Source organism: Saccharicrinis aurantiacus (assembly GCF_001660705.2).
GTDB lineage: Bacteria > Bacteroidota > Bacteroidia > Bacteroidales > Marinilabiliaceae > Saccharicrinis > Saccharicrinis aurantiacus.
Map to the genome: position 1 here is coordinate 66,997 of NZ_LYBV02000039.1, position 13,213 is coordinate 80,209.

Genomic DNA, 13,213 nt, shown 5'->3' on the forward strand with positions numbered 1-13,213 from the left:
CAATACCCAATAACTAATCAAATTAAATCATTATTTGTCATAAGCTAATAGCTCATCCTATATATAGGATGAAAATTATTTGTAACAGGATTAAAGCTATTTGTAGGAGTATTAAGTAATTATTCAATCATATTAAACATGGGTTTAATATGATTGAAGTGTATCTTTAAATTTATAATTACATAAGCCTAGTGAATCTATTAAGATTTAATCTACCAACAATTATAATCGGATTACCTAATACCCACGTCAACCTTAAAACTTGGGTTTTTCAACTCCTCTGGCATATTTTCAAAATCAGCACTAAGGGTTTTAACGCTTGTTGGCTTACAACCTTTTGTGACAGTTAAGTACTCAACTATGGCATTATTTCGTTTATTATAGAGGTCTTTAAAAGTGGTTTTTATTGTGTTTTCATCTGTTAATGATGAATATCGTTCACTCATTGGTGTGCCTGTGGTTTCTGGGCTTAGTTTATCCACATACGAAACAAACTTTTCATCATTATCTTTTATATCAAGCCAATTAAGATTTTTAGAATTCATTTTTTCAGTAATGTACTTTTCTTTTATAGCTTTTTCAGATAAGAAATATGTTTCATCATCCATTGATAAGTCTTGTCTGAATGTAAATATTAGGTCGGGTTTCTTCACCAATATTTTAGCAATCTTATCCAAGATGTTTTTTTGCTTAATAGCCATTGAATCTTGTGTATATTCAAATGGGATGTGGTCTAATTCATCGGCTGTAGTGCCAACCATTTTACCCAGTGCTCCGAACGGAGATGCGGCGGCTTTAACTAAGAACTTTCCAAAAGTTTTAAGCATTATCTTACCCAGTCTAAAGCCTGGTTCTGAAGGATTACCTCTGACAGGCACATTCATTTCAACATTATCCTTTGAATCTTTTAATATGACCATGGCAAGTTTTAAAGGAACCTTTGCAGCAGTGGTATCTCCGGTGCTTTTACCAAACTCTATGTCTTGCACAAAAATGTCATTTTCGTTTAAAAGTTCAGTAGGATTCATTTCAATATCACAGGTGTAATAGAATAAACCAGAGTTGATAGGATAGCCCAAATGATATTCAGTGTACGGTGAGAAACTATGTAAGTCGAGGTGAGATATTTTTCCGTTATAAGTTAAATTAGTAGGTTCTTCTGAATCAATTATAGCCTTTCCTTTAAAGTTTCCATCGTTTATAAAATTCATGCTATAATCAACAGGAATTGCCCTGTTTGTAGTATTTATATCCGCTACTTGTAAATCAATATTTGATATATCGTATTTAAACGATCTATTTAAAGTACTGTCTCTAAAAATTACTTTACCATTATTTACTACAAACTCTTTAATATTATAGTAGATTTCGGTTTCAGCTTCTTGAGGAGTATTAGGTGTTTCTTCTTGTTCGGTTGTATCTGTGGAATTGATGATAGGTGCAAAAAAGTATTCAAAATTACTTTGCACTTTTCCTAGGGTAGCATTGATATTAGGTTCATCAATAATTACATTTTTAATCACAAACGAATTCTTCGCAATATCGATATCTTCTAATTCTGTTTTTATTGATTTTGAGGATAATAGTTCATTGTTGTTTCCATCAATGATAATTAAACTATCCACCGCAATAACGCCATCAATTTTAACCTCAGAGGTTTCTTTTAAACTTCCTTCAATGTTGATATTACTTTGCAAATAACCATTAAAATCTGCAATGTTTACACTTTCTTTTAAGTAATTAGTGAAATTATTTAACTGTATATTTTTAGTCTGAAAATTTACTTTATAGTGGGCTAATTGCTCACTTACAGTGGTATTTATTATAACAGATCCTTCTTTACCAATAGCAAATTCAAGCCCCATTTTACTGCTTTGGCTGTCCCAAGCAAATTCAGGTAATTGTAGGTTAATATCATCCACTTCAATTAAATTATCAATCGATTTATCGTAGTATTTAAACCTGCCAGTAATTAATTTAAAGTCGGTTATGGAGTATTTAATTTCTGATTGAGTTGTGTCATTATCAACTGCTTCGGTTTCAATATTTGTGGTGTCATTAAAATGTTCTATTAAACTCGAAAAATTGAATATATCATCATTCTGTTCAATGTTAATATAAGAGTTACTGAGTTGTATTTGCGAGAACGAGAATTCTTTATTGAATAGTTTCCATGGATTAAAATCGATAAGAAGTTGATCAAAAGAAACGAAGGTATCTGTTTTATTTTCTTCAAATAATGTAAATCCATCCACAGTAACCTTCAAATTAAAATAGTCAATGTGTAATTCGTTTATAAGAATCTTTCTGCTTGTTAGTTCTTCTCCATTTTTATTAACGTAATTCTTAGCAATTGTTGATAAAAAGAAGAGAAAAATAAAAACAATTACGAGCAATACTGAAGGAATAATAATTCTCTTTTTCATAGTTTGTTATATTATGATTTGTGGGTTTTTATCATTTATAACACGCAAGGTATTTATAGTGTTTAATACTTATACTAAAATCATGTTTTGTTTGATAAATATTTAATAATCATCCTTAAAGCATTCGTTTTTTAATGTGGTGTATTTTTCCGTTAAATACTCATAAATTGCAATATCTGCTTCAACCCATTCAAAAGTACTTAGTTTATTGAACTCTGACCAGACTATTTGGCGGTGCTCTAAATTAACTGCAGTACCTGTTTTTATATGGCAAATAAAGGGATGTAATACAATTGCTCGATTATTGTAATTATGTCTAAAAAGGGGAAGTTTCTCATGAATGGTGATCGTACATGAAAGTTCTTCAATTATTTCTCGTTGAATGCTTTCTTCAGGACTTTCGTTTTCCTCTATTTTCCCTCCAGGAAATTCAAATAAAAGCGGGTGTTGCATATTTATGCTTCTTTGAGCAAGCAGAATTTTATCATTTTTAATTATTATGGCACAACTTACATGTATCTCATTCATAATATAAAGTTAGTGAGTATTTGTAAAAACAAATTACTTCAATTATTTTAATGATATGATTATAAATGCCCATACTCATAAAATAGACTCAAGTGCTGATGTTAATTGTGTGAGCTTTTTTCATTCAGATGCCATTGCTGACAAAACATCAACTCGCCTTGTTTCTTGTGGCATCCATCCTTGGCATATAAATACTGCTAATATTGATTTAGGCCTACAATTATTAGATACTTATTGTTCTGATAAAAAAATAGATGCTATAGGAGAATGTGGTTTAGATAAGTTTATTAAAAATACTGATATACAAGTCGCTGTGTTTGTTAAACAAATAGAGTTATCGGAGAAATACGAATTACCTTTAATTATTCATTCGGTAAAAATGCATCACTTAATTTTAGAGTATAGGGTTAAGTTTAAGGCTAAACAGCCCTGGGTATTACATGGCTATAATGGATCGTATCAGACAGCAAAGCAATTAGTAGCCAAAGGAGTATATCTATCATTTGGTGCATCATTACTCAATAATTCTGCGAAGCTTGAGGAAACCATGAAAAATATAGATCAAAATTATATGCTTTTTGAAACCGATGATTCTGATTTATTAGTTAGTGATGTGTATAAAAAAGCACAAAGCTTATTAAATTTGCCACCTGATTTATTAGAAGATCAGATTAGTAAAAATTTTAGTAGAGTATTTGGTAAGTGATGGATTGGATAGAACGTACAGAGATTTTGTTAGGACAGGATATGTTGCAGGATTTGAAGCACAAACATATTCTTATTGTTGGTTTAGGAGGAGTTGGTTCTTATGCTGCTGAATTAATTGCAAGGGCAGGTGTTGGTAATTTTACAATTGTTGATGGAGACACTGTGAATGCAAGTAATATAAACCGTCAGTTACCTGCATTAACAAGTACTATTAATATGGCTAAAGCAGATGTGGTAGCCCAACGTTTATTAGATATTAACCCTGAGCTTAATTTAACTGTTATCAACTCTTTTATTGATGAAGATAGTTTTGAAGAATTGGTATCAAAGGGTTTCGATTTTGTTGTGGACGCTATTGATACTTTGTCGCCAAAAGTTGCTTTAATAAAGTCGGCAGTTGATACTAAAACACCTATTATATCTGCCATGGGGGCAGGTGGAAAGTTTGATCCTGCTCAAATTAAAATTGCCGATATTTCTAAATCTGAATATTGTATGTTAGCCCGTAGTGTTAGAAAACGTTTGTACAAACAAGGAATTAGAAAAGGGGTTAAGGTTGTATTTTCAACAGAGGAAGCACCCAAAGAATATGTAATTAAAACTGAAGGAGAAAGAAATAAAAAGTCCACTTTGGGCACTATTTCTTATTTACCTGCAATGTTTGGTTGTTACGCAGCTTCCTATGTCATCAGAACTTTAACAGGAAAGTAATTTATCCTGCATGGTAATACTGAAAATCTTTAACCACGCATTTCAGAACTTCAAGCGATTTTAATTCATTATTATTGATTTGTGCTTTGGCTTTAATTTTTGTAGCCAAGGCACCAACTATTTTCCAATTAATTTCCATGGTATCTCTCTCAATCACGTGCTTAATAATTTCTATATCCTTCTCGTCAATTCTAAGTATCTCTAATTTATCAAAAGTAGGAGAGTAGTTTTCTTCGGTTTCAGCAAATGCAGTTTCATTAAACTTAATGTTCTGATGCGTTTTTACCACGATAGTTCCGGCTGCTAAATCCCCTAAACGTTGAGATTTCTTACTAAAGAATATGACTAGTAAACCAAGTCCGTAAATAGAATCGAATACACGTATTAAATTCCTGATGAGTAATTGAAATATAGAGGCATCAGTACCCGATTTATGAATAACTTTTATCTTCTGGTATTTTTTTCCAATGGTTTGTCCTTTAAAAAGCCACTCCATAAAAAAATAATATAGCATGGCTGCAAAAGTATATATTGAAAATACTATGATGACAATTGTATCTCCTGGTTGTGCTGTTGCCACGGCAATTGAAAGTGCCATTCCAATGCCACCTAAAACGAGGCCATCAATAATGAGTGCAAGTAATCTTTCGCCTACACCTGCAAAATTGACCTCAATATTTACATTTTGAGAATTATTTATGTTAAATTTCGGATCCATATTTAAAGATTTAAGGTTTTGCGTGAAATAATCTTCTCTAAAATTAATAAAAAACGTTGGCTTGAAGCAGAGCAACTGCTAACAAAAAAGCAAAAGGTTGACCCTGAGGTTATATCTAAAGTTTATATGCAATTAAGCGATGATTTGTCCTATGCCAGAACCTATTATCCTAATAGTAACACTACAGCTTATTTAAATAAATTGGTGCTTAATTCGCATCAGTTTATGCATACTGCCAAGCGCGAAAACTGGTCACGAATATATACATTTTTCAAAAAGGACTACCCACTTTTAATTCATTCTCATTACAAACAACTGTTCTATAGTTGCCTAATATTTGTGATTGCGGTTTTAATAGGAGCCTTTTCTGCCGCTAATGATGTAGATTACGTACGTTTAATTACAGGAGATAATTACGTTAATATGACCATCGAAAATATTGAAAAAGGGGAGCCTCTTGGGGTATACGCTTCTCAAAACGAAATTTCGATGTTTTTTATGATTACACTTAACAACATACGAGTAGCTTTAATTGCCTTTGCAATGGGCGCGCTTTTATCTGTTGGAACAGCTTTTATGCTTTTTAAAAATGGTGTGATGTTGGGCTCTTTTCAATACTTTTTTTACAATTACAATTTACTTTGGGAGTCGGCATCTGGTATTTGGATGCACGGGACTATTGAAATATTTAGTATAGTTGTAGCAGGTGCGGCTGGTCTTGTTATGGGAAATAGCATATTGTTTCCGGGTACCTATTCTCGTATACACTCCTTTCAGAAAGGGGCAATAGCGGGTGTTAAAATTGTTACTGGACTAGTTCCTTTTTTTATAATTGCAGGGTTTATTGAATCGTTTTTAACCAGACATTCACAAATTCAATGGCTTAGTATTTTGGTCATAGCTATATCGTTAATTACTATTATATTTTACTTTTTTATTTATCCACACTTAGTTTATAAAAAGCATGTACAACACATTTCAGCTTAGAAAAAAAAGAACTGTATCAGAATCCGTTAGTGATGTATTTAACTATTTAAAAATTCATATTTGGAATTTGCTTAAACTTATGATGGTTTTAGTAGGTCCGTTTTTTATACTAGGAGGCATCCTAATAGGACGGGTTTATGGTACCATGTTTTCAATGTTTGAAACAACCCTTGAGCCCAACCCATTCGATTTTGCTCTTTTTATTCCGGCATATATTCTTCTTATAATCGGAGGGATTTTTTATCAAGCATCTATTGTTTCTTATATGAAAATGAGTTTAAAACATGCCAAAGATGAAATTACCTTACAGTTAATATTTACTGATATAAAAAAGTATTTCTGGAAATACTTAGGCGCAGGTATATTATTGGGTATAGGTATTAGTTTTGTTGGATTTATAGTAACATTGGTGTTATCTATAATATCGCCGGTTTTAGGTGTTTTTGTTATGATGTTCGGGTTAATATACCTGATGATTGCATTTAGTATTTATCCTTTTTCAATTGGTATTGAGGATGCTTCAATAACAGATTCTTTCGGACGATCATTTGAGTTGATTAAAGGTAATTGGTGGAGTACATTTGGATACTATATTTTATTATACTTTATCCAAGGCTTTATTTCAGCTATAGTGATAGTCCCTTTTTACATTTTGGCATTTTATAAAATGTTTTCGCAACTAATTACTAACCCCAATTCTCAGCCTGATTTTTCTTACTTAGGCTCTGTAATGACTTTTGGTATTCCAATTATCATGTTTGTTTCTTTGTTTCTATACTGTTTTTATTCAGTTGGTTTTGGCATGAGATATTTTTCTTTAGTTGAATTAAAAGAAGAGGTTGGTTTAGCCGAGCAAATTGAAGCTATGAATGTGATAGATGATAGTACAGAAAAGCCTTTGTTCTAGATTTATGATTCATAAACCCATTTTAGTCAACCGATACATCTACTTTATCGTATTTGCAATCATTCAATTGCTTAGTGTATCAAAACTTCAGGCTCATGTGTTTATTGCCGATGACCATGAGGTTTTGAGTGAGCAAACATTGCAGCAGCTTCAGTTGGAGGAGCCTTATGCATCCTATATTGAGGTTGAGGATAATACTTTTAGTTTATCTGCACTTAAAAAGTGGATTATTTGGTTTCTTTCAAAGTTATTTGGTAACAAGGCATCTTTTCATTTTGCAGAAGTATTACCTTATATAATTGTTATAGTAACTCTTGTGTTAATTGTAATGAAAATTGTAGGTTTAAGTTTTAGTGATCTTCGAAAACCGAAACTGAAAACCATTAAAAATGCAGATGGATTTATAGGTGATGATGTTATTGGGAAAGTGAACTTTGATAACCTGATTTTGGCAGCTATATCAGACTTTGATTATAGGTTAGCCATCCGATATTCTTATTTGCAATTGTTACAAAAGCTTGATGAAGTAGAGCTTATTGTATGGGAGAAGCAAAAATCGAATTTCGAATATTTACTTCAATTAAAATCGAAACCATTTTATAATCAATTTACATACGCTACTCGTACTTTTGAGGATGCTTGGTATGGAGAAATGCCATGGACCAACGATGAGTATAAGAGTAAGTATGATAGTTTAAAAGTTGAGATTACAGCTATTTCAGCACAAATACATTCAAAATGAAGATACCAAAGCAATATTATATCTGGTTAAGCGTAGGCTTTATTTTGATGGGGATTTTTGAATTCTATAAAAAGGAAGAATTAAATTGGAAAGCCACTTTATCAAGCCGCGACAAAATACCATATGGTACAAGTATTTTATATGAGATGGCTAAAACAGGGCTTTGGCAGGATAGTTTAACGCGTATTAATCAAACATTTTTTGAATACGCCAAAGAAGATTCTACTGATTATAGCCTTGTTTATATGGCACCAGGTATTGGTTTTGATGAGCAATCAACTGAAAGCTTACTCAAACATTTAAACGCAGGAAACACTATAATGCTTGTTTCAGAGCAAATGCCATATCAGTTGATGGATACTCTAGGAATAAGAAAAGAATACGCTTACGAAAATCATACAGTAAAGCAATTAAAGTTAAGTGATAGCAACATTGTTTTTACAGATACCTTAAATAAGATAAAGGCTTATAATAATCACTATTATTTTATTGTAGCAGATAGTGTTAAGAATGTAAAAGTTTTAGGTACAATTAACGATAAACCCAATTTTATTGAAGCTCAGTTTTCAAACGGAACAATATTAATGCACTTATCGCCACTGGTTTTTACCAACTATTACTTTGCGCATGGGTATAATTACCAATATGTAAATGGTGTGTTTTCAAAAATGCCTGATGCTCCAATTGTTTGGGATGATTTTCTAAATAATGGAAGTTTTTCTTCGCAATCAGAGTTGCGTTACGTGTTAAGTTCTGCACCAATGCGTTATGCTTTCTATTTATTAACCTTCGTATTCGTTATCTTTTTCTCACTTTTCTGGCGCCGTAAGCAAGAATTGATTCCGGTAATTAATCCTCCTGAGAATGCTTCAATTGCCTTTCTTAGCACCTTAACAAATTTGTATTTAAGTAATAAAAACAATGGAACAATAGCCCAATATGTTGTACGTAACCTACGTATTAAAACCAAGAGAAAGTACCTTATCCAATGGAATCGGCCTACATTACAAGTTAAGGATCAATTGATGAAAAAAACAGGTAAGTCGGAAGTTGAGGTTGATAAATTATTGCAACAAATTAACATAGCCAAAAGTGGTACAAACATATCGCAAGAGCAATTAATTGAAATAAATAAAACCATCGAAAAGTTTTTGTAACAGATATTTTAAAGAGAGATATATCCTATGGAAAATATACAACGTGTTGATATTAATCAGATAAAAGAAAAACTAGATCAAGTTAGAACTGGAATTCAGAAACTACTAATTGGTCAGGATAAAACAGTTGAATTATTACTAACTGCTTTAATTGCTGATGGGCATATTTTGTTAGAAGGAGTTCCTGGAATTGCCAAAACATTATCTGCCAAATTATTGGCGAAACTAGTAAATACTAATTTTACTCGTATTCAGTTTACCCCCGATTTGATGCCTGCAGATTTAATTGGAACTTCGGTTTACAATGCACAAAAATCAGATTTTGAGTTTAAGAAAGGACCATTATTCTCTAATATTGTACTGATTGATGAGATTAATAGAGCTCCGGCTAAAACACAATCTGCCCTTTTCGAGGTTATGGAAGAACGCAGCATTAGTGTTGAAGGAACAACATATAAATTAGACAAACCTTTTTTTGTGGTTGGTACTCAAAACCCTATTGAGCATGAAGGAACTTACCGTTTGCCTGAAGCTCAACTCGATCGTTTCTTATTTAAAATAGAGATGGGTTTTCCAACACTTGAAGAGGAAACCGCTATTTTAATGCGTTTTAGTAAGCAAAACTCAAATCAGCAAATGGAAAATGTTCAACCTGTTTTGAGTGCTGATGAATTAATTCAGTTACGTGAGCAAGTAGATGAGATCCATGTTGAGGAGTCTTTGTTAGCTTATATTGCTGCAATTGTTAATAGTACCCGAAATAACCCCGATATTTATTTGGGAGCATCTCCACGAGCTAGTTTGGCAATTTTGCGCAGTGCTAAAGCTTTTGCCGTTATCCAAGGTCGTGATTTTGTAACTCCCGATGATATTAAAATGGTGGCCACATCCGCATTAATTCATCGTATTATTCCATCCGCTGAAAAGGAAATAGAAGGAATTAGTTCAGCCGATATTGTACAATCAATACTAAGTAAGGTTGAAGTACCTAGGTAGCCCAAAACAAATTATTCTTCAATGAAGCGAGTTTTAAATATATTTCTGAATCAACGTTTTTATACTGCTCTTTTTATATTGATCGTATTGTTTGTATTCGGGCACTTCTTTAGTCCTTTATTTGTACTCTCAAGGGTGTTGTTATTTGCATTATCAATTTTAATCATTGTTGATCTGTTTTTGATTTGGCAAGGTTCATTCTCGGCTTCTCGTAAAGTGGCCGAACGCTTTTCAAATGGAGATTATAATAGCATTAAGTATGAGCTAAAAAGTGCCTATCGGATTAGAACTAGTGTTGTTTTTATTGATGAACTACCCGTGCAGTTTCAGAAGCGCAGTAGCTTAATAAATAAAGATTTTGCGCCATCCGAATCTCATAGTTTTAATTATAGTGTTAGACCAGTAAAGCGTGGTGTCTATCATTTCGGGAAATTGCGTGTGTTGGTTAGTAGTAAAGTTGGGCTTTTTTCAATGCGTTATAGTATTGATGCAAATAAAGGTGTGGCTGTTTATCCTTCGTTTATACAGCTAAAAAAGCATGAGTTATTAGCCTTTTCTTACAATAGAAACCAACAAAACAACCAATTATACCAACGACCAGGAAATAGTCGTGAATTTGAGCAAATAAAAGAATATGTAATTGGTGATGATTACCGAAAATTAAATTGGAAAGCTACAGCTCGATTTAATAAATTGATGGTAAATGAGTATCAAGAAGAACGATCGCGTCATATTTATCAGCTTATAGATATGGGGCGTACCATGAAGATGCCTTTTTCAGGAATGACTTTACTAGATTATGCTATTAACTCGAGTTTAGCATTATCAAATATAATTTTAAAAAAGCAAGATAAAACGGGGTTGTTAACCTATTCTTCAAAAGTGCATTCGCTCATAAAAAGTGATAATAGACAATTGCAACTCAATCGTATTTTAGAAACTCTTTATGCGCAAGAAACCCAATTTAATGAATCAAATCTAGAACAGGTTTTTGCAGCATTAGAAAAAAATACGCAGGGTAGGAGCATGCTTATTTTCTACACTAATTTTGAGAGTAACCCAAGTCTTGAACGTCAGTTACCATTATTAAAAAAGATGGCCAAAAGACACCTTGTATTACTAGTTACCTTTATTAATACTGAACTAGAGGAACTTACTCATGATTCTGCCAAAAACATGGAGGGTATTTACCAGAAGGCATTAGCTAATAATCACATTAACAATAAATATGCTTTGATGGAAGAACTTACACATCATGGCATATTAAACATTAGCGTACGCCCTGATGAGTTAACGATTTCAGTAATTAATAAATACTTAGAGGTTAAAGATAGGGGCTTGATTTAATCAAGCTAATCATTACTCGTGTGTTTTTATGCCTAAGTTTCGTTATAAGATGCCGTTAAAGTAATAAAACTATAACTATAAATTAGTAAATAGCCACTGGGTATTTTTAACTTCGTGCTTATGTTTAGATTGATTTGTCATTATAAAATAATTGAAACCTTTAATTGTATTACATTTGAATTAAGGGCATAAAAAAATCCGATACCAAATGGCATCAGATTTTTTATATAATATAGCAGATTATTTAATCTTTCGATTTCATGCTTCTTTTATCACCAGCGTGTGAAGCTATGCTTCCATCTAAAATACCATTGTACGTACTTTTATCACCAAGCACTTCAATAGCCTTAGCTAGTTCCTTGTCATCTTTAAGAGTATACTTAATGGCTCCTTTTTGATAGTAGTAGCGTTTGATAATTTCAGAAGCCAAGAACTCTTCAATTTCGTCTCTAAACAACATCATATCCTCTTTTACATTCAGAGTAAGTAAGGATTCAAGTTCTTCAAATTCTTCTTTATTTTTATCGTAATACTTTTCTTTTTTGGCAACATCAACTAGCTTTTTTAAAGATTCTTGTGTTGCTGATTTATAAGAAAAATCTTCTTTGGCTTCAACAAAGCTTACAAACTCATTGTAAACATCATCACTAATTTCAAATTGATTTGGAGCTGCAATTTCTTTATTTTTAAGAACAAATTCTGTTGCATAATCAAACATCATAGATTGAGCTACCAAAGCAAAAGTGATGTTCTTGAATTTATCTGTTTCAACCATAATATCTGGTGATACACCGCCACCATCGTATACAGAACGGCCACCTGAGGTTTTAAATTCAGTAATTAGTGAATCTGGCACTAAACCTACACTTCCATCATCATTTCTGTGTGTATAATCTACTGCCTGAATACATCTTCCACTTGGGATATAATATTTGGCTGTAGTCACCTTTAATTTGGCGTTATACGATAAATTACGAGTGCTCTGAACTAATCCCTTACCAAATGAACGTTGGCCTATTAAAACAGCTCTATCGAAGTCTTGCAAGCTACCAGATACAATTTCGGAAGCAGAAGCTGAACCACGACTGATTAATACTGCTAATGGCATTACTGTATCTAAAGGAGATGAAGTTGCTTTATAAACTTTATCCCACTGTTTTACCTTACCTCTTGTTGAAACTACTTCGTTTCCTTTTTCAATAAATAGGTTAACAATTTTAACAGCATCATCTAATAAACCACCTGGGTTTCCGCGTAAGTCAAGTACAATACTTTCGGCACCTTGGTTTTCTTTTAAGTCTTTGAATGCTTTTGCTACCTCAGCAGAACAATTTTGAGTAAAATTATTTAGCATGATGATACCCGTTTTATCATTCACCATTCCGTAATAAGGCACTGGGTTAATCGATATCTTCTGACGAGTTAAATCAATGGTTAGGGCTTTCTCTTCACCCGGTCTATCAATTTTTAATTTTAGAGGTGTATTTACAGGTCCTTTTAATAAGTCACTTACTTCGCTTGATTTTTTACCAACAACATCAACATCGTTAATTTCAAGTAATTTATCACCTGCTTTTAATCCAGCCAATTGTGCTGGGAAACCTTCATATGGCTCAGCAATAATAATATATTCATCGCTTTTTGAGATAAGAGATCCAATACCTCCATATTCACCAGTAGTCATGAAATTGAAATCTTCCATGTCGTCTTCCGGAATATAGGTAGTGTAAGGGTCAAGCGACTCTAACATGTTGTCTATTCCAGTTTTAATAAGATCCTCAGGATCTGTTTCGTCAACATAATAACTGTTTAACTCTCTAAATAAAGTATAGAAAATATCAAGATTCTTAACTATTGAGAAATTGCGTTGATCATCGTTAATAAAGCCAGCTAAGCCTCCTGATAAAAGCACAACGATAAGCGAGATACCTATCCATTTGGCACGACCTTGTTTTTTGAATTTGCTCATTTATAATGATTTTTTGG

General features: G+C 32.6%; 12 protein-coding genes. 8 read left to right on the forward strand and 4 right to left on the reverse strand.

Annotation, left to right across the window (positions count from 1 at the left end):
- Nucleotides 1–233: 233 nt before the first annotated feature.
- Both A8B35_RS20545 and A8B35_RS20550 read right to left on the reverse strand, forming a co-directional pair.
- The gene (locus A8B35_RS20545; RefSeq protein ID WP_075603856.1) at nucleotides 234–2,426 is read right to left on the reverse strand and encodes a DUF748 domain-containing protein; all 2,193 of its coding nucleotides are present in this window, start codon (nucleotides 2,424–2,426) and stop codon (nucleotides 234–236) included.
- A 102-nt stretch (nucleotides 2,427–2,528) separates the two neighbouring features.
- Nucleotides 2,529–2,954 carry a (deoxy)nucleoside triphosphate pyrophosphohydrolase gene (locus A8B35_RS20550; RefSeq protein WP_075603857.1) on the reverse strand — a complete coding sequence of 142 codons (426 nt, stop codon included), beginning with the start codon at nucleotides 2,952–2,954 and terminating at the stop codon, nucleotides 2,529–2,531.
- Between the two features lie 55 nt (nucleotides 2,955–3,009).
- Between A8B35_RS20550 and A8B35_RS20555 the strand changes: the two genes are divergently transcribed.
- Together A8B35_RS20555 and A8B35_RS20560 are read left to right on the forward strand one after the other, a co-directional pair.
- Complete coding sequence (locus tag A8B35_RS20555; protein ID WP_075603858.1) at nucleotides 3,010–3,660, forward strand: TatD family hydrolase; 651 nt, start codon at nucleotides 3,010–3,012, stop codon at nucleotides 3,658–3,660.
- Complete coding sequence (locus tag A8B35_RS20560; protein WP_075603859.1) at nucleotides 3,660–4,373, forward strand: tRNA threonylcarbamoyladenosine dehydratase; 714 nt, start codon at nucleotides 3,660–3,662, stop codon at nucleotides 4,371–4,373. Before A8B35_RS20555 ends, A8B35_RS20560 begins: the two co-directional genes overlap by 1 nt.
- A 1-nt stretch (nucleotide 4,374) precedes the next feature.
- On the opposite strand, the gene A8B35_RS20565 is transcribed toward A8B35_RS20560, so the two are convergent.
- Nucleotides 4,375–5,091 (reverse strand): RDD family protein, encoded by a 717-nt coding sequence (locus tag A8B35_RS20565; protein ID WP_075603860.1) that lies wholly within the window; start codon nucleotides 5,089–5,091, stop codon nucleotides 4,375–4,377.
- Nucleotides 5,092–5,109: 18 nt separating this feature from the next.
- Here A8B35_RS20565 and A8B35_RS20570 point away from each other — a divergent pair, with 18 nt between their 5' ends.
- From A8B35_RS20570 to A8B35_RS20595, 6 genes are read left to right on the forward strand one after another with little or no spacing between them, the layout of a single operon-like run.
- Nucleotides 5,110–6,078, forward strand: a complete 969-nt coding sequence (locus A8B35_RS20570; RefSeq protein ID WP_075603861.1) for a stage II sporulation protein M — start codon at nucleotides 5,110–5,112, stop codon at nucleotides 6,076–6,078.
- Entirely contained in the window at nucleotides 6,056–6,985 is a 930-nt protein-coding gene (locus A8B35_RS20575) for a DUF7847 domain-containing protein (protein WP_075603862.1), read from the forward strand. Before A8B35_RS20570 ends, A8B35_RS20575 begins: the two co-directional genes overlap by 23 nt.
- Nucleotides 6,957–7,727 (forward strand): hypothetical protein, encoded by a 771-nt coding sequence (locus tag A8B35_RS20580; RefSeq protein ID WP_139314961.1) that lies wholly within the window; start codon nucleotides 6,957–6,959, stop codon nucleotides 7,725–7,727. The genes A8B35_RS20575 and A8B35_RS20580 overlap by 29 nt, the downstream gene beginning before the upstream one ends.
- Nucleotides 7,724–8,884, forward strand: a complete 1,161-nt coding sequence (locus A8B35_RS20585; RefSeq protein ID WP_075603864.1) for a DUF4350 domain-containing protein — start codon at nucleotides 7,724–7,726, stop codon at nucleotides 8,882–8,884. The genes A8B35_RS20580 and A8B35_RS20585 overlap by 4 nt, the downstream gene beginning before the upstream one ends.
- Before the next feature lie 27 nt (nucleotides 8,885–8,911).
- Nucleotides 8,912–9,880, forward strand: coding sequence for an AAA family ATPase (locus A8B35_RS20590; protein ID WP_075603865.1), 969 nt, complete (start codon nucleotides 8,912–8,914; stop codon nucleotides 9,878–9,880).
- A 21-nt stretch (nucleotides 9,881–9,901) separates the two neighbouring features.
- Entirely contained in the window at nucleotides 9,902–11,227 is a 1,326-nt protein-coding gene (locus A8B35_RS20595; protein WP_075603866.1) for a DUF58 domain-containing protein, read from the forward strand.
- 244 nt (nucleotides 11,228–11,471) lie between these two features.
- Here A8B35_RS20595 and A8B35_RS20600 read toward each other — a convergent pair whose 3' ends face one another.
- Nucleotides 11,472–13,196, reverse strand: coding sequence for a S41 family peptidase (locus A8B35_RS20600; RefSeq protein WP_075603867.1), 1,725 nt, complete (start codon nucleotides 13,194–13,196; stop codon nucleotides 11,472–11,474).
- Between the last annotated feature and the right edge of the window lie 17 nt (nucleotides 13,197–13,213).

What these genes read in the sequence shown, in the direction of transcription:
- A8B35_RS20545 (WP_075603856.1), bottom strand. Translation starts at nt 2,426, where the DNA reads ATGAAAAAGAGAATTATTATTCCTTCAGTATTGCTCGTAATTGTTTTT.
- A8B35_RS20550 (WP_075603857.1), bottom strand. Translation starts at nt 2,954, where the DNA reads ATGAATGAGATACATGTAAGTTGTGCCATAATAATTAAAAATGATAAA.
- A8B35_RS20555 (WP_075603858.1), top strand. Translation starts at nt 3,010, where the DNA reads ATGATTATAAATGCCCATACTCATAAAATAGACTCAAGTGCTGATGTT.
- A8B35_RS20560 (WP_075603859.1), top strand. Translation starts at nt 3,660, where the DNA reads ATGGATTGGATAGAACGTACAGAGATTTTGTTAGGACAGGATATGTTG.
- A8B35_RS20565 (WP_075603860.1), bottom strand. Translation starts at nt 5,091, where the DNA reads ATGGATCCGAAATTTAACATAAATAATTCTCAAAATGTAAATATTGAG.
- A8B35_RS20575 (WP_075603862.1), top strand. Translation starts at nt 6,056, where the DNA reads ATGTACAACACATTTCAGCTTAGAAAAAAAAGAACTGTATCAGAATCC.
- A8B35_RS20580 (WP_139314961.1), top strand. Translation starts at nt 6,957, where the DNA reads ATGATAGTACAGAAAAGCCTTTGTTCTAGATTTATGATTCATAAACCC.
- A8B35_RS20585 (WP_075603864.1), top strand. Translation starts at nt 7,724, where the DNA reads ATGAAGATACCAAAGCAATATTATATCTGGTTAAGCGTAGGCTTTATT.
- A8B35_RS20590 (WP_075603865.1), top strand. Translation starts at nt 8,912, where the DNA reads ATGGAAAATATACAACGTGTTGATATTAATCAGATAAAAGAAAAACTA.
- A8B35_RS20595 (WP_075603866.1), top strand. Translation starts at nt 9,902, where the DNA reads ATGAAGCGAGTTTTAAATATATTTCTGAATCAACGTTTTTATACTGCT.
- A8B35_RS20600 (WP_075603867.1), bottom strand. Translation starts at nt 13,196, where the DNA reads ATGAGCAAATTCAAAAAACAAGGTCGTGCCAAATGGATAGGTATCTCG.